Raw genomic sequence first — 26,895 nt, forward strand, 5'->3', positions numbered from 1 at the left:
GTCACGAGAGCGCTTGCGTCAAGGCCGGGTCTGGCCGCAGCCATGGACGCGGTATTTGAAGGAGCAGAGCTGCTCGACGCCGACCGGTCCGCGCGCATGCATCCGCCCTGTCGCGATGCCGATTTCGGCGCCGAAGCCGAATTCGCCGCCATCGGCGAACTGGGTCGAGGCGTTGTGGATCACGATGGCGGAATCGACCTCGGCGAGGAAGCGGGCGGCCGCCTCCGCATCGGCCGTGACGATGGCGTCGGTGTGGTGCGAGCCGTAGAGCTCGATATGGTCGATCGCCGCGTCGAGGCCGGGGACACGTTTCACCGCGATGATGCGGTCGAGATACTCGGTCGCCCAATCCTCCTCCGTCGCGGCCGTGACTCGGGCATCGAGGCCTTGCGTCGCCGCGTCGCCGCGCACCGCGCAGCCGGCATCGAGCAGGGCGGCGACAAGCGGCGCGAGATGGGTCGCGGCGCAGGCTTCGTCGACCAGCAAGGTCTCGGCCGCGCCGCAGACGCCGGTGCGGCGCAATTTGGCGTTGAGCAGGATGTCGCGCGCCATGGCGAGGTCGGCGGCGCCATGGACATACACATGGCAGTTGCCGTCGAGATGGGCGAAGACCGGCACGCGCGCCTCGCTCTGCACGCGGGCGACGAGGCTTTTCCCCCCGCGCGGGACGACGACATCGACAGTGCCGCTGAGCCCCGAGAGGATTTCGCCGACGGCGGCGCGGTCGCGCGTCGGCACGAGCTGGATGGCGTCGCCGGGCAGGCCGGCCGCCTCCAGACCTTCGCGCATGGCGGCGGCGATCTCGGTGGAGGAGCGGAAGGAATCGGAGCCGGCGCGCAGGATCGCGGCATTGCCGCTCTTCAGGCAGAGCGCGCCCGCATCGGCGGTGACGTTGGGGCGGCTCTCGAAGATCACGGCGATGACGCCGAGCGGGGTCGCGACGCGCTCGAAGCGCAGGCCGTTCGGCTGCGTCCATTCCGCCAGCACGCGGCCGAGCGGATCGGCCAGCCCGGCGACCTCGGCGACGGCGTCGGCGATGGCTGCGAGCCGCTTCTCGTCGAGGGCAAGGCGATCCATGAAGCTGGCGCTCAGGCCGGCCGCCTTGCCGTCGGCCAGGTCCTGCGCATTGGCGGCCAGGATGCGGGCGCTGCGGGCGCGCAGCGCCTCGGCCATGGCGAGGAGGGCGGCATTGCGCCGGTCGGCGGAGCTGAGCGCGACCTTGCGCGCGGCGGCGCGGGCGCGCCGCCCGACCTCCTGCATGACTTGCTGCACGACTTGGCCGACTTGCCTGTCGGCCTCGCTCGTCGCGATGATGCGCAGCGCGCTGTCGCTCGTCATCCTGTCCCGCCCAAAATATGCATCCGGCTTTGTATTTAGCTCAGACCGAGCGCCATGTCGTCCCGGTGGATCATCTCGGCCCGGCCGGGATAGCCCAGCACCGTCTCGATGTCGCGCGAGGCCTTGCCGAGCACGAGCGCGGCTTCCGACGCATCATAGGCGACGAGGCCGCGGCCGAGCACCTGGCCGGCAGGGTCGCGGATCAGCACGGCGTCGCCGCGCGAGAATTCGCCCTCGATGCGGCTGACGCCGACCGGCAGCAGGCTCGCCCCGCCGCGCAGAGCCCGGGCTGCGCCGGCATCGACATGCAGCGTGCCGCGCGGCTCGAGCGAGCCGGCGATCCAGGTCTTGCGCGCGGTCGCGGGTGTGGAGGCGGTGAGGAACCAGGTGCAGCGCCCCCCGGCGGCGATGGCGGCGAGGGGATTCTTGGCCCGCCCGTCGGCGATCAGCATATGCGTGCCGCCGGCCGCCGCGATCTTGCCGGCCTCGATCTTGGTGCGCATGCCGCCGCGCGAGAGTTCGGAAGCCGCGCCGCCGGCCATGGCGTCAATCTCGGGCGTGATGCGCTCGACCACCGGGATGTGCCGCGCCTCGGGGTCCTTGGCGGGGGGGGCGGTGTAGAGCCCGTCGATGTCGGAGAACAGCACGAGCAGGTCGGCGCCGGCCATGGTCGCGACCCGCGCCGCGAGCCGGTCATTGTCGCCGTAGCGGATCTCGGTGGTGGCGACGGTGTCGTTCTCGTTGATGACGGGGATGGCGCGCAGGTCGAGCAAGCGCCCGAGCGTCGCGCGCGCGTTAAGATAGCGGCGGCGCTGCTCGGTGTCGGCCAGCGTCAGCAGGATCTGGCCGGCGGTCAGGCCATGGGCGCCGAGCGCCTCGGCCCAGTTGCGGGCGAGCGCGATCTGCCCGACCGCCGCCGCCGCCTGGCTCTCCTCCAGCCGCAAGGGGCCGGAGGGCAGGCCGAGCACGGTGCGCCCGAGCGCGATCGCGCCCGAGGAGACGACGAGGATGTCGGCGCCGCGCTGGTGGAGATCGGCGAGGTCTTCCGCGAGCGCGGCCAGCCAGGCATGGCGCAGGCGGCCGCGGCTCCGGTCGACCAGCAGGCTGGAGCCGACCTTCACGACAATGCGGCGAAACTGGGCGAGGGTGGGCGTGTTCACGGGTGTGGAACCGATTGCGGCGACGTTCATGCCTGTTTGGGGAAAACCGCGCGGATGTAAAGCGTTGGCGCCGTGAGGACGGGCAGGCGAGGGACGCATCGGCGGCCGCCGAAGTTGACAATGGGGGCCAGCGCACCCATATCGGGACTCGCTTCGGTTGCACTCGCCGCGTTTTCAGCGCCTCTGCGACTTTTCCGTCACTCCGGACTGCTTCTGGCCGCCGCCTTTCGCGACGGCACATCGCGTCCATTCCCAACAGGAGGCCGCAATGCAAGTTCTCGTCCGGGACAACAATGTCGATCAGGCCCTGCGCGTACTGAAGAAAAAGATGCAGCGCGAGGGCGTTTTCCGCGAGATGAAGCGCCGTTCCGCTTACGAGAAGCCCTCCGAGCGGCGCGTGCGCGAGAAGGCCGACGCCATCCGCCGCGCTCGCAAGCTCGCCCGCAAGCAGGCCCAGCGCGAGGGTCTGATCGCCGCGCCGAAGCCCAAGCCGCGTCCGGTCCGCGCTGGAAGCGCACCGGCTCCGCGCTGATTTCGATACCAATTCACCGCAATCTGGATTATTGCGCCCGCGCAGGCTGCAGATAGCCCGTGACAACCCGAGAGAAGACCACCCTTGAAGAACCCGAACGACCGCAGCTTCACTGACCGTCAGGCCAACTCCGCCAAAGCCAAGCAGGCGCTCCTCGAGCGTTTCAAGGCGCGGCCAAAGGCCGATGACCCGGTCATGATGCAGCGACGCGAAGAGCGGGAAGCCATCGCGCAGGCCCGCGCCGAGCGCGAGGCGGAGAAGGCCAGGCTTCGCGCCGAGAAGGAACGGCTGGAGGCGATCGAGCGCGAGCGCATCGCGGAAGAGAAGCGCCAGCAGGAAATCGCCCGCGAGGCCGCCCGCAAGGCGGAGCAGGCCAAGCGCGATGCAGAGCGTCCCCGCAAGGTGCTGCTCGAAGCCGTGCAGTACATGCAGATGCGCTCGGCCGGCAAGCGCCGCTGAGACATCGAGCAGGTCGCCGCACATGTCCCGACGGGACATGGAGCGAGCGAGAGGATCTGGGGCGCCGCGGGCGCCCCTTTTCATGTCTGCGTCACCTCGTCCGAAGGCCGCCCCGCATTCCCTCTGCGATCATGGCCAAAAGGTGACCGAAGCCGTTCGGCGTGCTATCGGCAAAACCGGCCGTGCGGATTAATCTGCTGGCGTTTTGAACCTTCCTCCCGCTCGCCGCGACGAATGGATGCGAGCCGGGATGCCTGGCCTTCGAGGGGCAATGCATACGGAATCGGACGAGGATCTCGTCAAGCGGATCGCTTCCGGCGACCGGCTCGCAATGAAGGTGCTGTTTTCGCGGCATCAGGTGCGGGTCTACCGTTTCGTGCTGCGGCTCGTCCGCGACGAGACGCTTGCCGAGGATGTGATCAGTGACGTGTTCATGGATCTCTGGCGACAGGCGGATCGCTTCGAGGCTCGCGCCTCGGTCGCGACCTGGCTGCTCGCCATTGCCCGCAACAAGGCCTGGTCGCTCCTGCGCAAGCGCCGCGACGCCGAGCTCGACGAGGATTTCGCCAACACGATCGAGGACGAATCCGACGGCCCCGAGGTCGTCCTGCAGAAGCAGGACAAGGGTCTCGCCATCCGCGCCTGCCTCCAACGGCTCTCGGCCGAGCATCGCGAGGTCGTCGACCTCGTCTATTATCACGAGACTTCCGTCGAGGAGGTCGCGCGGATCGTCGGGATCCCCGAGAACACGGTCAAGACCCGGCTGTTCCATGCCCGCAAGAAGCTGGGCGAAATGCTCAAGGCCGCCGGCATCGACCGTGGCTGGCCGTGACACGAAGCGATTGGTGAAGTGCGGCAAGGCCGCTGCAGGAGTGGCGTCATGACCGACAGCATCGCAAGCGATCCGAAGCGCCGCGAGCTCGAAGAGCTGCTGCCCTTCTACGCCAATGGCCACATTGCCGCGGCGGACAAGGCCCGCATCGAGGCGGCGCTGGCGACCGACGCCGAACTCGCCGCCCGGCTCGAGATCATCCGCGACGACATGGCCGAGACGGTGCTGCTCAACGAGCATCTCGGCGCGCCGTCGCCGCGGGTCCTGGAGACGCTGATGGCCGGCATCGAGGCCGAGCCCCGGCAGATGCCGCTGCTGACCCGTGCCAAGGGCGGCTTCCTCGGCTGGCTCGGCGGCCTGCTGGCGTCCCAGCCGCCGCGCCGGCTGGCCTATGCCAGCGCCGCGGCCGTCGCGCTGATCGCGATCCAGGCCGTTGCCATCGGCGGGCTGGCGCTGCGCGACGCCGGCGCCGGGTTCCAGACCGCCTCCGCCCCCGGCACGCGCGCCTCGGAGCGCTATGTGCTGCTGAGCTTCGCGCCCGATGCGAAAGCCGGTGACATCGCCTCCTTCTTCAAGCGCTTCGATGCCTCGGTGGTCGATGGGCCGCGCGCCAACGGCTTCTTCAAGGTGCGGGTCGGCGACGCCTCGCTTTCGCCCGCCCAGGTCGATGCGATTGCCGCGCGGATGAAGGCGGAGAGTGGTATCGTCAGCTTCGTGGCGGCGACACCGTGACGAAGGCTTCCGGCGCGGCGGCGGCATGCCGCGGTTCCCTCGGGTGAGGCAGGAGGATCAGGCTATGCTCCCGACCCTTCCCACGCGACGTTTCCGGCGCCTGCGACGCCTCGCGGGCGCGGGGCTTTTCGCGTTCGCCCTCTTGCCGGCGCTTGCCCTGGCCCAGTCGCCGTCGTCCGGCCCGTCCCGGCCGCAGGGCGAGACGACACGGCGCGCCGTGGCGCCGGGCGGCCAGCCGCCTTCGTCCGCGACCTCGCCCAGCCGCTCGATGCAGGTGCCGCCCGGCCTGTGGGCTCAGCCGCGCCAGGCGCGCAGCCTGGTTCCGGCGCAGGACGAGAACCGCTTCGTGCCCGACGAGGTGCTGTTCGAGCTCGCGCCCAATGCGGATGCCGATACGGTGCTGCATCGCTACGGCGCGACGGTGATCGCCCGGCAGCGCTTCGAGCTGGCGGGCGTGACGATCATCCGCGCCAGGCTCGAAGCGGGGCGCGACCTGCGCGCCGTGCTGACGCAGATGGGCGATGACGACGCCATCGCCGGAGCGCAGCCGAACTTCCTGTTCGAGCTGCAGGAGGATGCGCCCAAGCCGCTCTCCGGCCTTCCGACCGGGGCGAGCACCGCCTCCAGCGATGCGCGCAGCCAGTCGACCCTGCCAACGCTGCGGCTTTCCGATCCCACGCCCGCGGCCCGCGCGCCGGGAACGATGCGCCGGGTGCTGCCGCCGCAATATGTCATCGGCAAGCTGCATCTCTCCGAGGCGCACAAGCTGGCGCTGGGCCGTGGCGTGCGCGTCGCGCTGATCGATTCCGGCGTCGACATGGACCATCCGGAACTGCGCGGCTCGGTCGCCGGCTATCTCGACGCGGTCGACGGGCTGGCGACGCCGCATGCCCATGGCACCTCGATGGCGACGGCCATGGTCGCGCATGGCGAGCTGGAAGGCATGGCGCCGGCGGCGCGGCTGCTCGTCGGGCGGGCCTTCGGCGGCCCGCAGACGAATTCGGCCAATGGCAAGTCGTTCCAGATCCTGACCGCGCTCGACTGGGTGGCGCAGCAGCGGGCCAAGATCATCAATCTCTCCTTCGCCGGCCCGCAGGACCGCCTGCTGTCCCAGGCGCTGGTCGGCGCGAAGGAGCGCGGGCTGATCGTGGTGGCCGCGGCCGGCAATGGCGGGCCGAAATCCGGCCCGCTCTATCCCGGCGCCGACCCGAACGTCATCGCGGTGACGGCGACCGATGCCGACGACAAGCTGTTTCCCGATGCCAATCGCGGAGGCTACATCGCCGTGGCCGCGCCCGGCGTCGACGTGCTGACGGCAGAGCCCGGCGGGCGCTACGTCTTCTCCTCGGGCACCTCGATTGCGACGGCGCATGTCTCCGGGCTCGTCGCTCTGCTGGTCGAGAAACAGCCCGATCTCGACCTCGCCAGCGCCCGCAAGATCCTTGCCGACAGCGCCGTCGACCTCGGCGCGAAGGGGCGCGACCCCCTCTTCGGCGCCGGCCGCGTCGATGCCGAGGCGGCCGTGGCGCGGGTTCTGCCGGTCGCGACGGCGAGGCCCTGAGCGGCCCGCGCTCTTGACCTTGGCCGCCGCATCGGCCTGATGGCGCGATGCCGCGCCCGAAACTTCTTTTCGTTGCCACCGAGGACTGGTTCTTCGCCTCGCATTTCCTGCCGATGGCGCGGGCGGCGCGCGAGATGGGCCTCGACGTCGCGGTCATCGCCCGCGAGCGCAACCACCGGCGCGTGATCGAGGCGGCAGGGGCGCGATTGATCGCGCTGGAGGCGGAGCGGCGCAGCCTCGATCCGCGCACGCTGTTCAGGCAGGTCACGGCGCTGAAGCGGATCATCGCGGCCGAGAAGCCGGACATCCTGCACTGCATTGCATTGAAGCCGATCGCGCTGGCCGGCCTTGCCGGCAAGCTTGCCGGCATCGAGCGACGCGTCTATGCGTTGACTGGGCTCGGCTTCCTCGGCGCGAAGCAGGGCCTGTTCGCGGCGCTGGCGCGGTTTGCCGCGGTGAGCTGGCTGCGCGGCGCGATCGACGGCAGGCAGGTGCGCTTCCTGTTCGAGAATCCGGACGACCCCGTCACGCTCGGGCTTGATCCGCAGGATGCCGCCAAGGTCGCGATCGTCGGCGGGGCCGGCGTCGATCCGCTGATCCTGATGCCGTCGCCGATGCCGGCGACGCCGCCCTTCAAGGTCGCGATCGTGGCCCGGATGCTGTGGTCGAAGGGCGTCGATCTCGCGGTCGAGGCGATCAGGCTGGCGCGGGCGGAGGGGGTGAAGGTCACGCTCACCATCCATGGCGCGCCCGACCCCTCGAACCCGAAGGCGATTCCCGAGGCGACGCTGAAGGAATGGACGGCGCGGCCGGGCATCGTCTGGGCCGGGCCGACGCGCGACATCGAAGGCGTCTGGAAGGCGCATCATCTCTGCATCATGCCGTCGCGCGGCGGCGAGGGCCTGCCGCGCACCATCCTGGAGGCCGCCGCCTGCGGCCGCCCGATCCTGACGACCGACGTGCCGGGCTGCCGCAGCTTCGTGCGCGAGGGGCGGGACGGCATGGTCGTGCCGCCGGACGATGCCGCAGCGCTGGCCAAGGCGCTTCTCGTCTTCGCCCGGGCGCCGGGGGTGGCGGAGCGGATGGGCGCCAATGCGCGCGCGCGCCTGCTCGACGGCCATACCGAGCGCGACGTGATGAATGCGGTGAAGGCGCTCTATCGCGGCCTGCTGGCGCAGCCCACGACGGATGTGGCGGCATGAACGCGCTGGCGAGCGAGCCGGATCGCACCGCCTTCATCCGTGCCCATACGCGGCTCCTGCCGGTGCCCTATGCGCCGGAGATCGCGCTCCATGTCGCCGAGGAAGCGACGGAACTTTGGCAGAAGACCGAGGATGAGCTCGCCGTGATCGGCCTGCCGCCGCCGTTCTGGGCCTTCGCCTGGGCCGGCGGGCAGGCACTGGCGCGCTATCTGCTCGACCATCGGGAGATCGTCGCCGGCCGGCGCATGCTCGATTTCGCCTCGGGCTCGGGGCTCGTCGCCATCGCGGCGATGAAGGCGGGCGCGGCCAGCGTCGAAGCCTGCGACATCGACGCCTTCGCGGCGACTGCGATTGGTCTCAATGCGCAGGCGAACGGCGTCGGGGTGACGGCGCGGCTCGAAGATCTGATCGGCCATGACGAGGGCTGGGAGGTGATCTGCGCCGGCGACGTCTGCTATGAGCGCGCCATGGCGGAAGCCGTGATCGGCTGGCTCGGCGCGCTGGTGCAGCGGGGGGCGACGGTGCTGATCGGCGATCCCGGCCGCTCCTATCTGCCGAAGGACCGGCTCGAGTCCATCGCCAGCTACGAGGTGCCGGTGACGCGCGCGCTGGAAGATGCCGAGATCAAGCGCAGCTCGGTCTGGCGGTTGAAGAGCTGAACGGGTCTTGCCGAAGGCAGGCCCTCGGAGCCACGCTGCGAAGCGATCCGGTATCGTCGTGCGCTACCGTCCCCTGCGTGGCTTCGCTGCGCTCGCAATGACGGCCGGGATCAGCCGCCATGCTTCTCCAGGAACGCCTCGACCGGCAGATGGCGGAAATCGTCCAGCGCCACGCGCAGGCGGGCATGCTCCCAGTCCCACCAGGCCAACTCCTGCAGCCGCTCGGCGACATCCTCGGAAAAGCGCCGCCGGATCGGGCGGGCCGGATTGCCGGCGACGATGGTGTAGGCCGGCACGTCCTTGGTGACGACGGCGCCGCCGGCGACGACCGCGCCGGTGCCGATGCTGCGGCCGGCGAGCACGATCGCGCCATGGCCGATCCAGACATCGTGGCCGATGGTGACGGCATGCGCCCGGCGCCAGTCGAAGAAGGCGGCATCGTCCTGCGCATCCTCGAAATAGGCGGAGGCGCGATAAGTGAAGTGCGACTGGCTCGCCCGGTGCATCGGATGGTTGCCGGGATTGATCCGCGTCATTGCGGCGATCGAGCAGAATTTTCCGATCGTCGTGTAAATGACATTCGCGTCGTTCACGACATAGGAGTAATCACCCATCGTCGACTCGGCGAAGACGGTGCGGGCGCCGATTTCGGTGTAGCGTCCGAGCGTCGCCTGCCTGACCTGGGCGGTCGGGTCGATCACAGGTTCCAGTCCGAGCTTCTTTCCGGCCATGTCCTTATCCTTTCCTGATGTCGCTGTTTCCGCTCCGCTTGCCGGAGCGCTGGTTCTGGTCGTCGGGCCTTCGGGGGCCGGCAAGGACACGTTGATGGATGCGGCGCGGGCCGAGCTCGCCGGGGACGAGGCCTTCCATTTCGCGCGGCGATTGATCACCCGCCCCGCCATGGCCGGTGCCGAGGACCATGATTCCTGCGACGAGGCCGCCTTCGCGGCAGCCGAGGCGAAGGGCGATCTCGCCTTGAGCTGGCGCGCCCATGGCTTGAGCTACGGCATTCCGGCAGCCGAGCTTGCGGGGCTCGCAAAGGGCGACGTCGTCATCGCGAACATCTCGCGCGGGGCCATTCCCGCGGCGGAGAGGCTGGCCGAGCGGGTGCTGGCGATCAACATCACCGCGCCGGTCGCGGTGCTGGCGAAGCGCCTGGCGGCGCGCGGGCGCGAGAGCGAGGCGGATATCGCGGCGCGGCTCGCACGCGAGGCGCCGCTCAAGACGCAGCGTGCCCAGACCGTCACCATCATGAACGACCGCAGCATCGCCGAGGCGAGCGCCGAACTGCTGGCGGTCCTGCGCGCGCTCGGGCCGCGGCGGGGCTGAGCTCGACATACCGCGTCTCTCGCCGCCGCCATGCTCAGGCTCGACCCGAGCATCCCTGGCGGGAGATTCTCGGGTCTGCGCTTCGCTTCGCCCGAGAATGACGAGGCGGTTTCGACGCAAGGACCTCTACCCCAGCCGGTAGGAATCGAGCAGGCGGAAGCGGGCGTCGCGATGGTCCTGCCTGAACAGGGCGAAGCGGTCGAGCGCGACCGGGTCCGCAACGGCCGTCGCATAGGCCTCCGCCAAAGCGGATTTCACGGGCGCCGTCTTCTCCGGCGGCAGCGAGCCGGTCAGCGTCATGTGGAAGCGGAAGGCGTCGCCGACATAAGGATAGCCATAGGCTTCGAGATAGGCGCTCTGGGCCGGCGTCATCGGGCTCTTGAGGCGCCGGGCGCGGTCGGCCTCGCTCAGCGGCGCGCGAAAGGGCTCGAAAGCCTGCACCAGCGCGAAGGCGAAACGCTGCAAGGCCTCGTTCGGCTCGGGCGTCAGCGCGATGAAGGAGCCGAGCGCATTGACGTTCAAGCCCGCGAGCGGCACGCCGTCGAGGCCCGCGGCATAGTTGCGGGCGAAGGCGCGCAGATGTTCCTCGGTCCGGCCGCCGGCCAGTTCGAAGGGCGCCTTCAGCGTGGCGTGGAAGCCGTAGCGGCGCGGCTCCTCGGTCAAGGCCGGCCATTCCACGGGGTCGCAACCCGAGGGAACGGCGAAAGGGATATCCTCGCCCGTCAGCGCGTCATAGCCCAGCACCGACGAGCCGAAGCGCCAGAGGGCGCTGTCGGCGGCCGGAGCGTAGTAGACGGCGTAGCGAGGCTTGCTCAAAATGCGCGCTCGCCCTGCGACCAGACGGCGGCGAGGACCGGCGTGTCGCCGAGCACCTTGAAGCGCACGAGATCGGCGCGCAGGCCGGTCTTGAGATGGCCGCGATCCCTGAGGCCGAGGATGTCCGCGACCTTCCAGGTCACCATGCCCATCGCTTCCGGCAGCGCGATGCCGTGGCCGGCATTGAGCTTGACGACCGCCTGCAGCAGGCTCGCCGGCACGTAATCCGAAGAGAGGCCGTCGAGCAGGCCCTTCTCGGCGAGCTCGGAGACCGAGACACCGCCGGAATGCGAGCCGCCGCGCACGACGTTAGGGGCACCGGCGACCGTGGCGAGGCCGGCCTGCTTGGCGGCGGCCGCTGCCTCGATCGTGGTCGGGAATTCCGAGATCACGGCGCCGGAGGCGATGCCTTCCTCGACATGCTCCGGAATGGTGTCGTCATGGGTGGCGAGCGGGATGCCGCGCGCGCGGAAGATGTCGACGACCGCCTGCCAGTTCTTGGCGACGTTGGCGGCGCCCTCGCGCTGCCGGACCTCGACGTCTTCCTCGAACTCCGCGACCGTCTTGCCGTTGCCGACGGCATAGGTCTTGAGATGCTCGAGGTTGCGCCACTGGCGCTGGCCCGGCGTGTGGTCCATCAGCGACACCAGCTGGACGAGCTCGTCGTCCTGATAGGGCTCGATGTCCTTGAGAAGGTCCGGGCTCGTCAGTTCGCAGCGCATATGGATGCGGTGGTCGATGCGGAAGACGTTCTCGCTCTTGCCATAGGCCAGCGACTTCATCACGTCGGCGAAGATGTCCTTGCGGTAGTCCTTGGCCGAGAAGGGCGTGCCGGCGCAGACCGCGTCATAGACCGTGGTGACGCCGGCCGCGGCCATCTGCGCGTCATGGACCAGCGCGGCTGCCAGCCCGTTAGGCCAGAAGACCTTCGGGCGCGGCATGAAATGCTTTTCCATGTTGTCGGTATGCATTTCGACGAGGCCGGGCGCGACATAGTCGCCGCCGACATCGATCGCGCCCGGCAGAGACGAGTTACCCTGGTCGACGGCGGTGATGCCGTTCGCGTCGAAGGCGATGGTGCCGGTGACGACCTCGTTCTCGAGGATGAGCTTGGCATTGGTGAGAACGGTTTGCATCATCAGGCCTTCCGGAAAGCGGTGATGTCGAGATAGCGCGTCGCGACGCGTTCGCGAACCGCCTCGTCATGGAAAATGCCGACGATGGCGGAGCCGGCGGCGCGCGCCTCGGCAATGAGCTCGACGACGACGTCGCGATTGGCGGCGTCGAGCGAGGCGGTGGGCTCATCGATCAGCATGATCGCCGAGGGGTCGACGAAGGAGCGGGCGATGTTGACGCGCTGCTGCTCGCCGCCGGAGAAGGTGGCCGGCGCGAGGTTCCAGAGGCGTTCCGGCAGGTTGAGCCGGGCGAGCATGGCCTTGGCGCGCTCGGTCGCGGTCTCCGGTGAGGCGCCGCGCGCCAGCAGCGGGTCGCGCACGATGTCGAGCGTCGAGACGCGCGGGATGACGCGCAGGAACTGCGAGACGAAGCCGAGCGTGCGGCGGCGGATGTCGAGCACGGTGCGCGGGACGGCGGCGACGATGTCGACGGGCCGGCCGGCATGGGTGACGTGGATCGTCCCGGAGGTCGGCCTGTAGTTGCCGTAGAGGATGCGCAGCAGGCTCGACTTGCCGGCGCCGGACGCGCCGGCCAGCACCAGCGCCTCGCCGGCCTCGACATGGAAATTGACGTTGTCGAAGACGGGCAGACGCGCTCCGCCCTGGTTGTGCAGGGTGAAGGTCTTGGCGACGTTCTCGACCTGAATCATCGTGGTCATGGTGTCAGTGCCTTGCCGATTCGCGGTGACGAGGATGTGACGGGCGCAGAACGTCATTCTCGGGCGGAGCGAGGCGCAGACCCGAGAATCTCTCGCCGGAAGAGGCGCTCTTCCCTCCTGAGATGCTTGGGGCAAGCCCAAGCATGACGTTCCGTCCCTCACACACTCAGCACCGCCGAGGTCAGGAGTTGCGTGTAGGCGTGATGGGGATCGTCGAGGACCTGGTCGGTGAGGCCCTGCTCGACGACCTTCCCGTCCTTCATCACCATCAATCGGTCGGTGAGGAGGCGGGCGACGGCGAGGTCGTGGGTGACGATGATCGCGGCCAGCCCGAGATCGCGGACCAGGACGCGCAGCAGGTCGAGCAGGCGGGCCTGCACGGAGACGTCGAGGCCGCCGGTCGGCTCGTCCATGAAGACGAGGCGCGGTTCGGAGACCAGCACGCGGGCGATCTGCAGGCGCTGCTGCATGCCGCCGGAGAACTGGCGCGGCCGATCGTCGATGCGCGAGCCCGCGATCTCGACGCGCTGGAGCCAGTCCAGCGCCCGCTCGCGGATCTCGCCGTAATGGCGGTCGCCGCGATCCATCAGGCGTTCGCCGACATTGCCACCGGCGGTGACGTCCATGCGCAGGCCGTCGCGCGGGTTCTGGTGGACGATGCCCCAGGCCGTGCGCATCAGGCGCCGGCGCTCCTGCTCGGAGACCGAGTAGATGTCGAGCGGCTCGCTGCCGCCCCGGAACAGCACCTCGCCCGCATCGGGCTTGTCGATGCCGGCGAGGCAGCGCAGCAGGGTCGACTTGCCCGAGCCGGATTCGCCGACGATGCCGAGCACCTCGCCCGGCCAGAGATCGAAGGAGACGCCCTCGCAGCCGATGCGCTCGCCATAGAAGCGGCTGACATTGGCGACCGAGAGCAGGGGGGCGGGTTCGAGGTCGAGCGCGGCCGGTGCGACGTGGAGGGTCATGGGTTGGTCTCCTCGACCAGGCCGCTCGCGGTAGCGTCGCCCAGCATGGCGCCGCGGTGCCCTTCCGCCCGGCGCGTCTCGCAATAATGGCTGTCGGAGCAGACGAACATGCGCCCGCCGCGATCGTCGATGACGACCTCGTCGAGATAGCTGTCGGCGGCGCCGCAGAGGCCGCAGGGCTGCGACCAGCTCTGGATGCGGAAGGGGTGGTCCTCGAAATCGAGGCTCTTCACGCTGGTAAAAGGCGGCAGCGCGTAGATGCGCTTCTCGCGGCCGGCGCCGAACAACTGGAGCGCGGGCGACATGTGCATCTTCGGGTTGTCGAATTTCGGGATGGGCGAGGGGGACATCACGTAGCGTCCGTTGACCATGACCGGATAGTCATAGGTCGTCGTCACCTCGCCGAAGCGGGCGATGCTCTCGTAGAGCTTGACCTGCATCAGCCCGTATTCGGCCCAGGCGTGCATCTTGCGGGTCTCGGCCTCGCGCGGCTCGAGCTTGCGCAGCGGTTCCGGCATCGGCACCTGATAGACCATGACCTGCCCGCTCTTCAGCGGCGCCTCCGGGATGCGGTGGCGGGTCTGGATGATCGTCGCCTCCTCCGTCGCCTCGCTGGTGCGGGCATCGGCCGTGCGCTCGAAGAACTTGCGGATCGAGACGGCGTTGGTGGTGTCGTCGGCGCCCTGGTCGATCACCTTGAGCGTGTCGGCCGGGCCGATGAGCGCGGCGGTGATCTGGATGCCGCCGGTGCCCCAGCCGCGTGCCAAGGGCATCTCGCGCGATCCGAAGGGCACCTGATAGCCGGGAACCGCGACGGCCTTGAGCAGGGCGCGACGGATCATCCGCTTGGTCTGCTCGTCGAGATAGGCGTAGTTGTAAGCCGGCTTGGTATTGTCCGCCGGCATCTGATGAACCGTCATTCCGCAGCCTCCGGCATGGTGTCCTGCTCTTTGGCGCCCCGTTCTTGGGCCAGCCGCTCCTCGCGCTCCCGGCGGATGCGGCGGATCAGTTCGAGCTCGCCCTGGAAATCGACATAATGCGGCAGCTTGAGGTGCTCGACGAAGCCGGCCGCCTCGACATTATCGGCGTGGTAGAGGACGAACTCGTCCTGCTGCGCCGGGTAGTTCGTGGCCTCGCCGAAATCGCGGGATTTCAGGGCACGGTCGACCAGCGACATCGACATCGCCTTGCGCTCGCTATGGCCGAAGACGAGGCCATAGCCGCGGGTGAATTGCGGCGGCACGTCCTTCGAGCCCTGGAACTGGTTGACCATCTGGCATTCGGTCAGGGTGACCTCGCCGAGATCGACCGCGAAGCCGAGCTCCTCCGGCACGAATTCGACCGCGACCTCGCCGACGCGCACCTCGCCGACGAAGGGATGCGAGCCGCCGAAGCCGCGCTGCACGGAATAGCCGAGGCCGAGCAGGAAGCCCTCGTCGCCGCGCGCCATCGATTGCAGGCGCACGTCGCGAGCGGCGGGGAAGGAAACCGGATCGCGCGTCAGGTCGAAGGGGCGCGGATCGCCCGCCGGCGGCTCCTCCGCCTCCATCAGCCCTTCGGCGCCGAGGATGTCGGGCACGCGCGGCATGGTGGCGTCGAGCGGGGCGGAGGCCTTGCGAGGCTCGGCCTCCCCGCCTTCTTCCATCAGCGCGAAATCGAACAGCCGGTGGGTGTAGTCGTAGGTCGGGCCGAGCACTTGCCCGCCGGGCAGATCCTTGTAGGTCGCCGACACCCGGCGGCGGATCGCCATGGCGGCGGTATCGAGCGGCTCGGATGAACCGAAGCGCGGCAGCGTCGTGCGGTAGGCGCGCATCAGGAAGGCGGCCTCGATCACGTCGCCCTGCGACTGCTTCAGCGCCAGTGCGGCGAGATCCCGGTCGTAGAGCGAGCCCTCGTTCATCACGCGGGCGCAGGCCAGCGCCTGCTGCTCGCGGATCTGGGCGACGGTGATCTCCGGCACGGCCGGGTCGCCGCGGCGGGCCTCGGCCACGAGGTCATGCGTGGCGAGGATGGCGGCCTCGCCGCCTTTGACGGCAACGTACATCAGCGAGCCTCCTCGATTTGCGTCGAGCGCGGCAGGCCGATCATGCCTTCGCCGGAGGCGAGCACGACATCGACGCCGAGCGGGTAGAGCGCGCCGTTCTCGCGCAGCTCGTCGGTGAAGCCGGGGCGCAGGCCCTGCGGCGCGACCCTGCGCGTACCGGGAATGCCGGGGCCGGAGAGGGTGAGGCCGGCGCCGCCATCCAGGCCTGAGACCTGCACGATCACGGTGGTCGAGCGATCCGGGAACTGGTCGTTGCCGGGGTTGAAGGCGGCAAGCTTGGGCTCGCTCGCGGCGCCGTCGATCACGGCGAAGGCGGCTTTGGCGGGATCGCCGACCAGCGCCACGCCGCAGTGGAAACGCAGCCAGGCGGCGGCCGGGCCGTCACGCAGTGTCTCGGGCAGCCAGACCGGCGTCTCGTAGTCGGCCAGCGCCAGCAAGGCGGTCGCCGTCGCGGTGGCGAGGCCTTCCGGCGGAGTGATGTCGGCCGCGACGCTCTGCAACGTGCCAGGCTCGGAGAGCGCGGTGAGCAGGGCGCGGAAGGCCGCCTGCGACTGGAAGACCGGATCGGAGAAGCCCGGCGAGATGATGTCCTGGATCGCCATCACTCGCCCCTGACCAGCGTGAAGAAATCGACCTTGGTCGCCGCCGCCTTGCGCGAGGCGAGGTCGCGGGCCGCGTCCTGCTGCGCAGCCAGCGCGGCGATGCCATCATGCAGGCCGCCTTCATACCGACCTTCTTGGGTCTCGTCCTGAAGGCGGGCATCGAGCAGGGCTGCGAGCCGCGCCTTCCGGTGGTCGCGGCCCAGCGCATAGGAAAAGCCCATCCGGCCATTGGCGAGGCGCACGACGCAGCGGGTCACGGTGGCCTCGCCGAGATTGAAGCGCCGTCCGGCGCCGCCGGCCCGGCCTTCGACCATCACGGTCCCGGTCTCCGGCGCCTTCAGCACCTCATGCTCCGGCAAGGCGCCGAGCAGGCCCGCGATCTCGTCGCGGGAAGCGCGCGACAGGGTCGCCATCCAATGTTGTCGAGGGGTTCTTGCATTCATCCGCCGGCTCGCTGGTCAGCTTCAAAGGTCTAGACTATAATGCCTCTGACGATGGTGAATGTCTATACTTTTTGGATGAATTTTTGATGACGCAGGACGTGGTGCAAGAGACGGCGCAAGGTGCGCTGCCGGAGGGCGAGGGCGGCACGGTCTGGCGGCGCATCGCCGACGAGCTGGCGGCCGCGATCGAGCGCGAGGAGTACCGGCCGGGCGACACGCTGCCGGCCTCGGTCGCGCTGGCGGAGCGCTATGGCGTGCATCGCCACACCGTGCGGCAGGCGTTCCGCCACCTTGCGGATCTCGGGCTGGTGACGGTGTCGCGCGGGCGCGGCACGCAGGTCAGCGCGCGGCGCGTGCCCTATCCGATCGGCCGGCGCGTCAGCATGCGGACCAATTTCGGCAAGCTCGGCATCGTCGGCACGAGCCGCATGCTCTCGGCCGAGATGGTGGAGGGGGAGGCGGAGCCCTGTGCGGCGCTGGGGCTTGCGGCCGGGACGCGGCTCTGGCGGGTCCGGGGCGTCAGCCTCGGCGACGGCGTGCCGATGGGGACCGGCACGCACTGGCTCTCGGTCGCGCGCTTTCCGGATTTCGACCGGGTCTATCGCGAGGCCGCCGGCTCGATCACGGCGGCCTTCAAGGCCTATGGCATCGAGGATTATGTGCGCCTGTCGACGCGGCTCACCGCAAGGCTGGCGGATGAGGCGGAGGCTGAGCTGCTCCAGATCGCGCCGGAAGCGGCGGTGATGATCTCGACGGCGGTCGACGCGCTGCCGGACCTGACGCCGATCCATCTCGTCGCGAGTGTCTTCGCCGGCGAGCGCATGGAGATGGTGATCGAGCCGTTTCGCGAGTGAGCGGCCGCCTGGAGCGGCTTGCATCCCGGCCGATGGCGCGCGATCCTCGGTCGTATCGATCACGGCACGGCCTCGAGACCATGCCGGTCGCATCTGAGGAAATGCCATCATGGACATGGTCAGCCGGTCGCTGCGCGCGGCCCTCTTGCTTCTTGCCGTCTGCCTGCCCATCGCCACGGCCGCTGCCGACTACCCGGCGCCGAAACGGGGGGTTTTCGTCGCGAAGGATTTCCGCTTCAGCACGGGCGAGAGTTTGCCGGAGATCAAGCTCGGCTATGTCACGGTGGGCGACCCATCCGGCGAGCCCGTGCTGATCCTGCATGGCACCTATGGTTCTGCCGCCAGCATGCTGAGCCCGGCGTTTGCGGGCGAGCTGTTCGGCCCCGGCCAGGCGCTCGACGCGAGCAAATATTTCATCATCCTGCCGGATTCGCTCGGCGTGGGGCAATCGTCGAAACCATCGGACGGCCTCAAGGCCAAGTTCCCGCGCTATAACTACGAGGATCTGGTCGAGGCGCAGTATCGGCTCGTCACGGAAGGGCTCGGCCTGCGCCATCTGCGGCTCGTGCTCGGCAATTCGATGGGCGGCATGCATGGCTGGCTCTGGGGCGTCAAATATCCCGGCTTCATGGACGCGATCGTGCCGATGGCCTCGCAGCCTACCGAGATGTCCAGCCGCAACTGGATGATGCGGCGGATGATCATCGATGCCGTTCGCAACGACCCGGAGTGGAAAGGCGGCGACTATAGCGCGCAGCCCACGGCCTTCCGCGTCGCCAACGTCTTCTTCGGCATCGCCACCAGCGGCGGCACGCTCGCCTACCAGCAGATGGCGCCGACCCGCGAGGCAGCCGACAAGCTCCTCGACGGGCGGCTCAAGGCGCCGTTCGATGCCGATGCCAACGACTTCTTGTATCAGTGGGATGCCTCGCGGGACTACAACCCCGCGCCCAGGCTGGGCTCGATCAAGGCAGCGGTGCTGGCGATCAATTCCGCCGATGACGAGCGCAACCCACCCGAAACCGGCGTCATGGAGCGAGAACTCAAGCGTCTTCCGAATGCAAAGCTGCTGTTGATCCCGGCGAGCGCTGAGACGCGCGGCCATGGCACGACGGGGATGGCGAAGTTCTGGGCCAAGGATCTGGCCGCCTGGCTGCCGACTGTGCCGCGCCGGCCGGCCGGAGCCGAGTGAGGCGACGCCTCGCTCAGACCGCCCGCTTGCCGATGATGGCGAAGCGCAGCTTGCTCGACAGGAAGTCGATGGCGGAGACCGCGACGAGGATCAGCAGGATCAGGAAGGAGGTCTGCTGCCATTCCAGCGTGCGGATGGTCTCCGCGAGATAGAGGCCGATGCCGCCGGCGCCGACGATGCCGATGATCGTCGAGGAGCGCGTGTTCGACTCGATGAAGTACAGCACCTGGCTCGCGATCACCGGCAGCACCTGCGGCAGCAGGCCGAAGCGGATCTCATGGCTCTTGCCGCCGCCGACCGAGGCGATGCCCTCGACCGCCTTGCGGTCGGCCGCCTCGATCGCCTCCGAGTAGAGCTTGCCGAAGGCGCCGAAATCGGCGGTCATGATGGCGAGCATGCCGGCGAAGGGGCCGAGACCCACGACATTGATCCAGATCAGCGCCCAGATCAGCGCGTCGACGCCGCGGATCGTGTCGAGCGAGCGGCGCGCGAGGAAGTGGACGATGCGGTTGGCGACGACATTGCGGGCGGCGATGAAGCCGAGCGGCAGGGCAAGGATGGCCGCCAGCACCGTGCCGAGGAAGGCGATGGCGATCGTCTCGAACAGCGCCTGAACGAAGATCAGGGCCTTCGCCCAGGAGCCGGGATCGGGCGGCAGCATCAGCGCGACGAAGGAGCCGAGATTGCCGAAGCCGGCCAGCACCCGCCAGAGCGTCGTCTCCAGCGTCGTCAGCCCGTAGAGGAAGAGGCCGAGGATGAAGACGACGGTCGCGATGGTGAAGAACCGCGTCCGGGTCGATCCGCGGATGGCGGCGGCGTGGCGCTGCAGGATGTCGCTGCGCTCGGTCGCGGAGATGGCGATGCTCACGAGCGGCTCTCCAGGCTGAGGAGGGCGTGGCGCAGCCGCTCCGTGCCGAGGTCGATCAGCATCACCGCCAGGATGATCAGGAGCATGATGGCGCTGACATCGGTGTAGTAGAATTTGCGGATGGCCTCGATCAGGTCCTGGCCGATGCCGCCGGCGCCGACGAAGCCCATGATCGAGGCGCCGCGCACATTGATCTCGAAGCGCAGCAGGGCGTAGCTCGCGAAGTTGGAGAGCACCTGCGGCATCACGGCGAAGCGCACCACCTGCCACCAGCTTCCGCCGGTCGCGGTGATGCCGTCGACGGGCTTCAGGTCGATGTTCTCGACGACCTCGGAGAAGAGCTTGCCGAGCGCGCCCATGGTGTGGATGGCGATGGCGAGCACGCCGGGCAGCGGCCCCAGCCCGAAGGCGATGACGAAGATCAGCGCGAAGACGATCTCGGGGACGGTGCGGCAGAATTCGAGATAACGGCGCACCGCGAAGCGCAGCCAGGGCGCGCGGCCGAGATTGGCGGCGGCGGCGAAGCAGAAGAGGAAGGCGCCGGCCGCGCCCAGGATGGTGCCGACATAGGCGATCAGCACGGTCTGCCAGAGCAGCCTCAGCCAGCGCGCCAGGCCCCAGTACCATTCGGCGAGGTCGGAGCCGAGGCTGGCGAGGCGCAGCGTCGGCAGCGTCTGCCAGATATAGTTCGGGAAGCGGTGGATATTCTCGATGAGCGTGCCGAGCCTGACCTCGGCTCCAACAGCGGAAAGCCAGACGCAGATCGCGAAGACGGCGATGCCGACCAGCATCTGGCGGCGCTTGCTCGCGGCGGCCTGCCGGTAGCTTTCGGCATGGGCCGTGATGGCCGGGTCGTTACGGTCGATCGCGAGGGTCATGGAGGCTGCCCGTGGAGAAGGGCGTCATTCTCGGGCCCGCGGCGCGCGGACCCGAGAAGCTCTTTGAAGAGATGCTCGGGGCAAGCCCGAGCATGACGGGCTGAATTACGACGACTTCTTCTTGCGCAGCGAGTCGACGAAGGTGATGAGCTCGATGACCGGGTCGTAGGCCTTGTTGTCGACGGCGACGAGCGGGCCCTGCTTGCCTTCATAGATCTTGTCGAAGGCGGCCTTGTCCTTGGTGGCGAGGTTGAGGACGGCGTCGCGGATCTTGGCCTTGAGGTCCTCAGGCAGGTCCGAGAGATAGGCCATCGGCGAGTTCACGATCTGCTCGGACTTGTAGATGATCCGGAAGTCCTCGGCCTTGGCCATGTTCTTGCGGGCCATGCGCAGCAGGTTCGACTCGTTCTCGTCGTTCCACCAGTTCGCGGCGACGTCGACGGTGCCCTGCTGCAGCGCGATGATCGCGTTCTCGTGGCTGCCGGTATAGACGACCTTGGAGAAGAAGGTCTCCGGGTCGATCTTCATCTTGTCGAGAACGAAGCGCGGCACGTTGTTGCCCGAGGTGGAGTTCGGGTCGACGAGGCCGAGGTTCTTGCCCTTGAGGTCCTCGATCTTCTGGTAGGGCGAATCCTTCTTCACGTAGAAGACGGAGTGATAGCCCTTGGTGCCGTCGAGATTGGTCTCGATCGCGAAGGCGTCGACCTTGACGCCGGTGACGCGGGCGCGGGCGAAGGAAGCCGGGCCGTACATGCCGATCTGGATGTTGCCGGCGCGCTGGCCCTCGATGATCGCGGCGTAGTCATTGGCGACGCGCAGCGTCACCTTGGTGCCGAGCTCCTTCGAGAGATAGTTCACGAAGGGGGTGTAGCGGTCGACGACGCCCGAGGCGTTCTCGGCCGGGATGATGGCGAAGACGAGCTCCGGATACTTCGCCTTCCAGTCCTGGGCGAAAGCCGGGGTGGCGGCGACGGCGAGGCCGGCGGCGGCGAGCTTCAGGGTATGGCGACGGGTCAGCATGCGGTCTGCTCCTTTGGGTGCGGGTCTTCGGGTTAGGCTCGTCTTCTCGCGGCTGGCGGCGCGGCGGCCGCTCAGGCGATCTTCTGCTTGGCGCGCTTGGCTTCGGAGGCGGCGATGGCGTCGAGCGCGTCCAGGGCCTCGGCGCCGGCATCCTTCGCTTCGATGCCGTAGAGTTCGGCCGCGACCTCGCGGGTCAGCGCCTGCGGCACGTCGTCGAAGACGACCTTGCCGGCGGCCATGCCGATCAGCCGGTCGCAGTATTTCGCCGCGATATCGAGGTCGTGCAGGTTGCACATCACGGTGATGCCGTGCTCGCGGTTGATGCGGAACAGCGCGTCCATCACGACCTGGGTGTTGCGCGGGTCGAGCGAGGCGATCGGCTCGTCGGCCAGGATGATGCGCGGCTCCTGGACCAGAGCGCGGGCGATGGCGACGCGCTGCTGCTGGCCGCCCGACAGGGTCTCGGCGCGCTGGGCGAGGAGATGGGCCATGTCGAGCCGCTCGAGCGCGGCGATGGCGCGGATCTTGTCGTCGGTGGAGAAGCTCTTCACCAGCGTCAGCGCGGGCGAGCGGTGGTTGAGCCGGCCGAGCAGCACGTTGGTGAGCACGTCGAGGCGGCCGACGAGGTTGAATTGCTGGAAGATCATCGCGGTGTCGCGGCGCCAGCGCCGGAGCGCGGTGCCCTTCAGCGCCGTGATGTCGCGCTCCTCGCAGATGATGCGCCCGGCGCTCGGCTCGGCGAGCCGGTTGAGCATGCGCAGCAGCGTCGATTTGCCGGCTCCGGACCGGCCGATGACGCCGACCATCTCGCCGTTGGGGATCGACAGCGAGACATTGTCGACGGCGTTCTTGTCGCCGAAGCGCTTCACCAGGCCTTCGATGCGCAACATGAAAGGTTCTCGAACATGACATTTCGCACGATGGCGACACCGGGCCGGCCGGAGCCGTCGGAGCCAAGATTCATGCATGGGAAGAAGCGCTATCGGCCGGAGATGACAGCGGCGTGACGGCGGGCGGCCGCTGTGCGGCTCCGAACGGCCTTTCACGGGGCCGGGCCGGCCAACATTTTCGTGAGGTCGGTAAAATGCGCTTGGACGATGGGTGACTTATCGGCAGGATGAGGATGGATGCCTGCGTGCGGCAGAGGCGCCGTATCGGCGCGTCGCGCCCCGGCAGGTATCTTGCATAGGTGCCTAAAGGCGCCGGATCGATGCGGCGGCGGCGCAAAAACATGCGTTTTTGTGCCGCTGTGGCGTGCCGGCATCTTAGCAAGGCCTTTCGTTCCATTTAAGACCAACCGGCGGCAACGGAGCCCCCAGCCTGATGAAGCGGTTCGTTCTCCTTCTCCTCGTTGCCGGCCTGGCAGGCGGCGGGTATTACGGCTACCGGATGCGTCTGGCCGGCAGCCAGCCGGCCCAGGCCAGCGTGGCGCCGACGGCGCGTGCGGCGGTGCCGGTGGAGGTCGCCTCCGTCGAGATCATGACGGTCAGCGAGGAGGTCGAGGCGCTCGGCACTTTGGCCGCCGACGAATCCGTCGTCATCGCCCCCGAGATCGCCGGCCGCGTCGTCTCGCTCGGCTTCAGGGAAGGCGAGCCGGTCAAGGCCGGGCAGGAGCTGGTCAAGCTCGACACCGCGATCCTCGATGCCGAGCTCAAGCAGGCGATGGCCGATCTCGGCCTCGCCCGCGACACCAACGAGCGTCTGAGGGGGCTGGTCTCGCGCGGTTCGGGAACGCAGGTCGCGCTCGACGAATCCGCGGCGAAGCTCGCCTCGACTGAGGCCCGCGTCCAGCTCGCCAAGGCCAAGCTCGCGCAATCGACCATCCTCTCGCCGTTCAACGGCGTGGTCGGCCTGCGCGCGGTCGGCGTCGGCGACTATGTCCCGGTCGGCAAGCCGCTGATCACCCTGACCAGCGTCGACCCGATCAAGATCGATTTCCGCGTTCCCGAGATCTTCCTCAGCCGCCTCAAGGTCGGGCAGCCCGTGCAGATGCGGGTCGATGCGGTCGTCGACCGGAAATTCACCGGCAAGATCTTCGCGATCGACCCGGTCGTGGACGTGAACGGCCGCGCCATCCGCCTGCGCGCGACGATCCCGAACGCGGATCTCGCGCTCAAGCCCGGCCTCTTCGCCCGCCTCGCCATCACCATCGACCAGCGCCCGAACGCGATCGTGGTGCCGGAGATGGCGGTGGTGCCGGATGCCGTCGGCAAGATGGTCTATGTCGTCGAGAACGGCAAAGCGAAGCGCCTCAGCGTCGAGCTCGGCAAGCGCCTGCCGGGCAAGGTCGAGATCGTCAGCGGGCTGACGCCCGGCATGCAGATCATCACCGCCGGGCAGATGCGGCTGCGCGACGGCGCCGCCATCGCGATCAAGGACAAGATCGTTCAGACGAGCCAGCTCTGATGAGCCTGTTCGAACTCTTCGTCCGTAGGCCCGTCCTCTCGACGGTCATGAGTCTGCTGGTGATGCTGATCGGCTTCGTCAGCTACGGGCGCCTGACCGTGCGCGAATATCCCAATATCGACGAGCCCGTCGTCTCGGTGCGCACCGATTATCGCGGCGCCTCGGCCGAGATCATCGAGACGCAGGTCACCCAGATCCTGGAGAACTCGATCGCCGGCATCGAAGGCATCGAGATCCTGTCCTCGACCAGCCGCCAGGAGCGCAGCTTCATCCAGGTGCGCTTCCGCCCGGATGTCGACCCCGACGTCGCGGCCTCGGATGTGCGCGACCGCGTCAGCCGCGTGCGCAGCCGCATGCCCGACGAGATCGACGAGCCCGTCATCGCCAAGGTCGAGGCCGATTCGCAGCCGATCCTGTATCTCTCGCTGACCAGCACCCGGCACGGGCCGCTCGAGCTCACCGACTTCGCCGACCGCTTCATCTCCGACCGCGTGCAGAACGTCACCGGCGTGGCGGAGGTCCGCATTCTCGGCCAGCGGCAATACGCCATGCGCATCTGGCTCGATCGCGCCCGGATGTCGGCCTATGACGTCAGCGTCCAGCAGATCGAGGCGGCGGTCCGGGCCCAGAACATCGAGATCCCGTCGGGCCGCATCGAGAGCAACGACCGCGAATTCACCGTGCTCTCGCAGACCAGCATGACGACGCCGGAGGAATTCCGCGAGATCGTCATCAAGGACGCCAACGGCTTCTCCGTGAAGCTCAAGGACGTCGCCAAGGTCGAGCTCGGCGCGCGCGAGGAGCGCAACGCCGCCTGGTTCGGCGGCGCGCCCTCGGTGACGATCGGCATCGTCAAGCAGGCGACGGCCAACCCGCTCGACGTCTCGGCCGGCATCGAGGAGGCGCTGCCGGGCATCATCGAGGATCTGCCTCAGGGCATGTCGATCGCCAAGTCCTATGATACCTCGGTCTTCATCGACCGCTCGATCAAGGCGGTCTACCAGACGATCATCGAGGCGACCGTCCTCGTCGTCCTGATCATCTTCATCTTCCTGCGCTCGCTGCGAGCGACGCTGATCCCGCTGGTGACGATTCCGGTCTCGCTGATCGGCTCCTTCGCGCTGATGTATGCGCTCGGCTTCACCGTGAACACCCTGACGCTGCTCTCGATGGTGCTCGCCATCGGCCTCGTCGTCGATGATGCCATCGTGGTGCTGGAGAACGTGCACCGCCATATCGAGGACGGCATCGCGCCGACCAAGGCGGCGATCCGCGGCATCAACGAGATCGCCTTCGCGGTCGTGGCGATGACACTGACGCTGGTCGCGGTCTATGCGCCGATGGCGTTCTCGACCGGCCGCACCGGCAAGCTCTTCATCGAGTTCGCGCTGACGCTGGCCGGCGCGGTGCTGGTCTCGGGCTTCGTCGCGCTGACGCTGACCCCGATGATGTGCGCCAAGCTGCTGCGCCATCACGATTCCCATAGCTGGCTGTTCAACGTGCTGGAGCGTGGCTTCAACGCGCTGTCGCGGGGCTACAGGGCGTCGCTGCGCGCGGCGCTGTCGGTGCGTCCGCTTATCATCCTGCTGGCGGTGGGCGTCGCCGGCGGCGGCTACTACTTCTTCACCCATCTGCGTTCGGAATTGTCGCCGGTCGAGGATCGCGGCACGATCAACGTGATCGGCGTCGCGCCCGAGGGCGCGACACTGTCCTTCACCGCCGACTATGCCCGGCGGGTCGAGACCTATTTCAAGAACATCCAGGAGGTCGAGACCTACCTCGTCATCGTCGGCTTCCCCGATGTGACCCGCGCCATCGCCTTCGCCCGCCTCAAGCCCTGGGAGGAGCGCGAGCGCAAGCAGCAGGATCTGGTCGCCGAGATCAACAGGGGGCTGTCGCAGATCCCGGGCATCCGCCTGTTCGCCACCAATCCGGCCTCGCTCGGCCAGGGCCAGGCGAACAGCAAGCCGGTCGAGTTCGTGCTGCGCTCGTCCGAGCCCTATGCCCAGATCAAGTCCTATGTCGACCAGCTGATGGCGGAGGTCGCGAACTCGCCCGTTCTGACCAATGTCGAGAGCAACCTCATTCTCGACAAGCCGCAGATCAAGGTTTCGATCGACCGGCAGCGCGCCGCCGATCTCGGCGTCAATGTCGACATCATCGGCCGCACCATGGAGACGCTGCTCGGCGGCCGGCAGGTGACGCGCTTCAACATGAACAGCAAGCAGTATGACGTCGTGCTGCAGGTCGAGGGCACGGAGCGCAACACGCCGCAGGCGCTGCAGTCGATCTATCTGATGGGCCGCGGCGGCGCGGTGGTGCAGCTCTCCAGTCTGGTCAAGGTCGAGGAAAACGTCGCGCCGAAGGAACTGGTCCGCTTCAACCAGCTCCGCTCGGCGACGATCACCGCGATCCCCGCGCCGGGCTATTCGCTGGGCGATGCGCTCAAGGTGCTGGAGGAGGGCGCGGGGCGCGTGCTGCCCAGTTCGGTGCAGATCGACTATTCCGGCCAGAGCCGCGAGTTCAAGCAGTCGGGCGCCAGCATCTTCATCGTCTTCCTGCTCGCGCTCGGCTTCATCTATCTGGTGCTGGCGGCGCAGTTCGAGAGCTTCGTCGACCCCATCGTCATCATGGTCTCGGTGCCGCTCTCGCTGACGGGCGCGCTTGCCGCGCTGTACTATTCGGGCGGCACGATGAACGTGTACAGCCAGATCGGCCTGATCACGCTGGTCGGCCTCATCACCAAGCACGGCATCCTGATCCTGGAGTTCACCAACCAGCTGCGCGAGGAGGGCAAGGAGATGATCGACGCCCTCGTCGAGGCGGCGGAACTGCGCCTGCGGCCGATCCTGATGACGACCGGCGCCATGGTGCTCGGCGCCGTGCCGCTGGCCATCGCCCATGGCGCCGGCGCGGAAAGCCGCTCGCAGATCGGCTGGGTCATCGTCGGCGGCATGAGCTTCGGCACCTTGCTGACGCTCTATGTGGTGCCGGTGGCCTACAGCTATCTGGCGCGCAAGGTCCATGGCTCGCGCCATGGCGCACATGAAGAGGCGCATGGCGCGCATCCGCAGCCGGCGGAGTAGCGCGCGAACAGACAAAGGGCTCCCTTCTCCCCTTGTGGGAGAAGGAAGAAACCCCGGTTCCTCGACCAAACTTATCCCCGCCC

Annotated in this window: 27 protein-coding genes; 12 read left to right on the forward strand and 15 right to left on the reverse strand. The window is 68.3% G+C overall.

Translation table 11 applies throughout. The features are described from left to right. Positions 1-18 precede the first annotated feature (18 nt). Both GGC47_RS17095 and proB read right to left on the reverse strand, forming a co-directional pair. Positions 19-1,260 (reverse strand): glutamate-5-semialdehyde dehydrogenase, encoded by a 1,242-nt coding sequence (locus tag GGC47_RS17095; RefSeq protein WP_142023216.1) that lies wholly within the window; start codon positions 1,258-1,260, stop codon positions 19-21. 113 nt (positions 1,261-1,373) lie between these two features. Then, positions 1,374-2,528 carry a glutamate 5-kinase gene (proB, locus tag GGC47_RS17100; RefSeq protein WP_142023054.1) on the reverse strand — a complete coding sequence of 385 codons (1,155 nt, stop codon included), beginning with the start codon at positions 2,526-2,528 and terminating at the stop codon, positions 1,374-1,376. 238 nt (positions 2,529-2,766) lie between these two features. Here proB and rpsU point away from each other — a divergent pair, with 238 nt between their 5' ends. The 7 genes from rpsU to GGC47_RS17135 all read left to right on the forward strand — a co-directional run bounded on the left by rpsU (position 2,767) and on the right by GGC47_RS17135 (position 8,475). Continuing rightward, positions 2,767-3,030, forward strand: coding sequence for a 30S ribosomal protein S21 (gene rpsU / locus GGC47_RS17105; RefSeq protein WP_038363081.1), 264 nt, complete (start codon positions 2,767-2,769; stop codon positions 3,028-3,030). Between the two features lie 84 nt (positions 3,031-3,114). Then, positions 3,115-3,489, forward strand: coding sequence for a DUF6481 family protein (locus GGC47_RS17110; protein WP_185748039.1), 375 nt, complete (start codon positions 3,115-3,117; stop codon positions 3,487-3,489). A gap of 271 nt (positions 3,490-3,760) precedes the next feature. After that, positions 3,761-4,321 carry a sigma-70 family RNA polymerase sigma factor gene (locus GGC47_RS17115; RefSeq protein WP_142023055.1) on the forward strand — a complete coding sequence of 187 codons (561 nt, stop codon included), beginning with the start codon at positions 3,761-3,763 and terminating at the stop codon, positions 4,319-4,321. Positions 4,322-4,369: 48 nt separating this feature from the next. Next, complete coding sequence (locus GGC47_RS17120) at positions 4,370-5,053, forward strand: anti-sigma factor family protein (RefSeq protein WP_142023056.1); 684 nt, start codon at positions 4,370-4,372, stop codon at positions 5,051-5,053. A gap of 64 nt (positions 5,054-5,117) precedes the next feature. Further along, entirely contained in the window at positions 5,118-6,614 is a 1,497-nt protein-coding gene (locus GGC47_RS17125) for a S8 family serine peptidase (RefSeq protein WP_133565446.1), read from the forward strand. Positions 6,615-6,661: 47 nt separating this feature from the next. Then, the gene (locus GGC47_RS17130) at positions 6,662-7,816 is read left to right on the forward strand and encodes a glycosyltransferase family 4 protein (protein WP_142023057.1); all 1,155 of its coding nucleotides are present in this window, start codon (positions 6,662-6,664) and stop codon (positions 7,814-7,816) included. After that, positions 7,813-8,475 carry a class I SAM-dependent methyltransferase gene (locus tag GGC47_RS17135; protein ID WP_142023058.1) on the forward strand — a complete coding sequence of 221 codons (663 nt, stop codon included), beginning with the start codon at positions 7,813-7,815 and terminating at the stop codon, positions 8,473-8,475. Before GGC47_RS17130 ends, GGC47_RS17135 begins: the two co-directional genes overlap by 4 nt. A 110-nt stretch (positions 8,476-8,585) precedes the next feature. On the opposite strand, the gene GGC47_RS17140 is transcribed toward GGC47_RS17135, so the two are convergent. Then, entirely contained in the window at positions 8,586-9,206 is a 621-nt protein-coding gene (locus tag GGC47_RS17140; protein WP_142023059.1) for an LbetaH domain-containing protein, read from the reverse strand. On the opposite strand from GGC47_RS17140, the gene phnN reads away from it, so the two are divergent. Next, a complete protein-coding gene (gene phnN, locus GGC47_RS17145) occupies positions 9,205-9,804 on the forward strand; it encodes a phosphonate metabolism protein/1,5-bisphosphokinase (PRPP-forming) PhnN (protein ID WP_051987983.1) in 600 nt (199 codons plus the stop codon). The genes GGC47_RS17140 and phnN overlap by 2 nt on opposite strands. Positions 9,805-9,930: 126 nt before the next feature. Here the strand turns inward: phnN and GGC47_RS17150 are convergent, their stop codons facing one another. The 8 genes from GGC47_RS17150 to phnG form a co-directional block, all read right to left on the reverse strand. Further along, positions 9,931-10,620, reverse strand: a complete 690-nt coding sequence (locus GGC47_RS17150) for a DUF1045 domain-containing protein (protein ID WP_429068552.1) — start codon at positions 10,618-10,620, stop codon at positions 9,931-9,933. Next, entirely contained in the window at positions 10,617-11,759 is a 1,143-nt protein-coding gene (locus tag GGC47_RS17155; RefSeq protein ID WP_429068553.1) for an alpha-D-ribose 1-methylphosphonate 5-triphosphate diphosphatase, read from the reverse strand. Before GGC47_RS17155 ends, GGC47_RS17150 begins: the two co-directional genes overlap by 4 nt. After that, positions 11,759-12,454, reverse strand: a complete 696-nt coding sequence (phnL, locus tag GGC47_RS17160) for a phosphonate C-P lyase system protein PhnL (protein WP_133565451.1) — start codon at positions 12,452-12,454, stop codon at positions 11,759-11,761. Before phnL ends, GGC47_RS17155 begins: the two co-directional genes overlap by 1 nt. A 158-nt stretch (positions 12,455-12,612) precedes the next feature. Continuing rightward, positions 12,613-13,419, reverse strand: a complete 807-nt coding sequence (gene phnK / locus GGC47_RS17165; RefSeq protein ID WP_142023061.1) for a phosphonate C-P lyase system protein PhnK — start codon at positions 13,417-13,419, stop codon at positions 12,613-12,615. Further along, a complete protein-coding gene (locus GGC47_RS17170; RefSeq protein ID WP_370955098.1) occupies positions 13,416-14,339 on the reverse strand; it encodes an alpha-D-ribose 1-methylphosphonate 5-phosphate C-P-lyase PhnJ in 924 nt (307 codons plus the stop codon). The genes phnK and GGC47_RS17170 overlap by 4 nt, the downstream gene beginning before the upstream one ends. After that, positions 14,336-15,463: a carbon-phosphorus lyase complex subunit gene (locus GGC47_RS17175; protein ID WP_142023062.1), complete on the reverse strand. Its 1,128-nt coding sequence runs from the start codon at positions 15,461-15,463 to the stop codon at positions 14,336-14,338. The genes GGC47_RS17170 and GGC47_RS17175 overlap by 4 nt, the downstream gene beginning before the upstream one ends. Continuing rightward, positions 15,463-16,065, reverse strand: coding sequence for a phosphonate C-P lyase system protein PhnH (phnH, locus tag GGC47_RS17180; protein ID WP_429068554.1), 603 nt, complete (start codon positions 16,063-16,065; stop codon positions 15,463-15,465). The genes GGC47_RS17175 and phnH overlap by 1 nt, the downstream gene beginning before the upstream one ends. Continuing rightward, a complete protein-coding gene (phnG, locus tag GGC47_RS17185) occupies positions 16,065-16,508 on the reverse strand; it encodes a phosphonate C-P lyase system protein PhnG (protein WP_210245702.1) in 444 nt (147 codons plus the stop codon). The genes phnH and phnG overlap by 1 nt, the downstream gene beginning before the upstream one ends. A gap of 86 nt (positions 16,509-16,594) precedes the next feature. Between phnG and phnF the strand changes: the two genes are divergently transcribed. Together phnF and GGC47_RS17195 are read left to right on the forward strand one after the other, a co-directional pair. Continuing rightward, positions 16,595-17,362 (forward strand): phosphonate metabolism transcriptional regulator PhnF, encoded by a 768-nt coding sequence (gene phnF / locus GGC47_RS17190; protein WP_142023065.1) that lies wholly within the window; start codon positions 16,595-16,597, stop codon positions 17,360-17,362. Positions 17,363-17,471: 109 nt separating this feature from the next. After that, entirely contained in the window at positions 17,472-18,554 is a 1,083-nt protein-coding gene (locus GGC47_RS17195; RefSeq protein WP_142023066.1) for an alpha/beta fold hydrolase, read from the forward strand. A 13-nt stretch (positions 18,555-18,567) separates the two neighbouring features. Here GGC47_RS17195 and phnE (GGC47_RS17200) read toward each other — a convergent pair whose 3' ends face one another. From phnE (GGC47_RS17200) to phnC, 4 genes are all read right to left on the reverse strand, one after another. Further along, positions 18,568-19,416, reverse strand: a complete 849-nt coding sequence (phnE, locus tag GGC47_RS17200; protein WP_142023219.1) for a phosphonate ABC transporter, permease protein PhnE — start codon at positions 19,414-19,416, stop codon at positions 18,568-18,570. A gap of 2 nt (positions 19,417-19,418) precedes the next feature. Continuing rightward, the gene (gene phnE, locus GGC47_RS17205) at positions 19,419-20,300 is read right to left on the reverse strand and encodes a phosphonate ABC transporter, permease protein PhnE (RefSeq protein ID WP_142023067.1); all 882 of its coding nucleotides are present in this window, start codon (positions 20,298-20,300) and stop codon (positions 19,419-19,421) included. A gap of 105 nt (positions 20,301-20,405) precedes the next feature. Beyond that, entirely contained in the window at positions 20,406-21,320 is a 915-nt protein-coding gene (gene phnD / locus GGC47_RS17210) for a phosphonate ABC transporter substrate-binding protein (RefSeq protein WP_142023068.1), read from the reverse strand. A gap of 71 nt (positions 21,321-21,391) precedes the next feature. Further along, a complete protein-coding gene (gene phnC / locus GGC47_RS17215; protein ID WP_113251953.1) occupies positions 21,392-22,210 on the reverse strand; it encodes a phosphonate ABC transporter ATP-binding protein in 819 nt (272 codons plus the stop codon). A gap of 433 nt (positions 22,211-22,643) precedes the next feature. On the opposite strand from phnC, the gene GGC47_RS17220 reads away from it, so the two are divergent. Together GGC47_RS17220 and GGC47_RS17225 are read left to right on the forward strand one after the other, a co-directional pair. After that, positions 22,644-23,726: an efflux RND transporter periplasmic adaptor subunit gene (locus tag GGC47_RS17220; RefSeq protein WP_429068555.1), complete on the forward strand. Its 1,083-nt coding sequence runs from the start codon at positions 22,644-22,646 to the stop codon at positions 23,724-23,726. Then, positions 23,726-26,812 carry an efflux RND transporter permease subunit gene (locus tag GGC47_RS17225; protein WP_112763088.1) on the forward strand — a complete coding sequence of 1,029 codons (3,087 nt, stop codon included), beginning with the start codon at positions 23,726-23,728 and terminating at the stop codon, positions 26,810-26,812. The genes GGC47_RS17220 and GGC47_RS17225 overlap by 1 nt, the downstream gene beginning before the upstream one ends. Positions 26,813-26,895 lie beyond the last annotated feature (83 nt).

This window comes from Allobosea sp. OAE752, assembly GCF_050433265.1.
Classification (GTDB): Bacteria; Pseudomonadota; Alphaproteobacteria; order Rhizobiales; family Beijerinckiaceae; genus Allobosea; species Allobosea spartocytisi.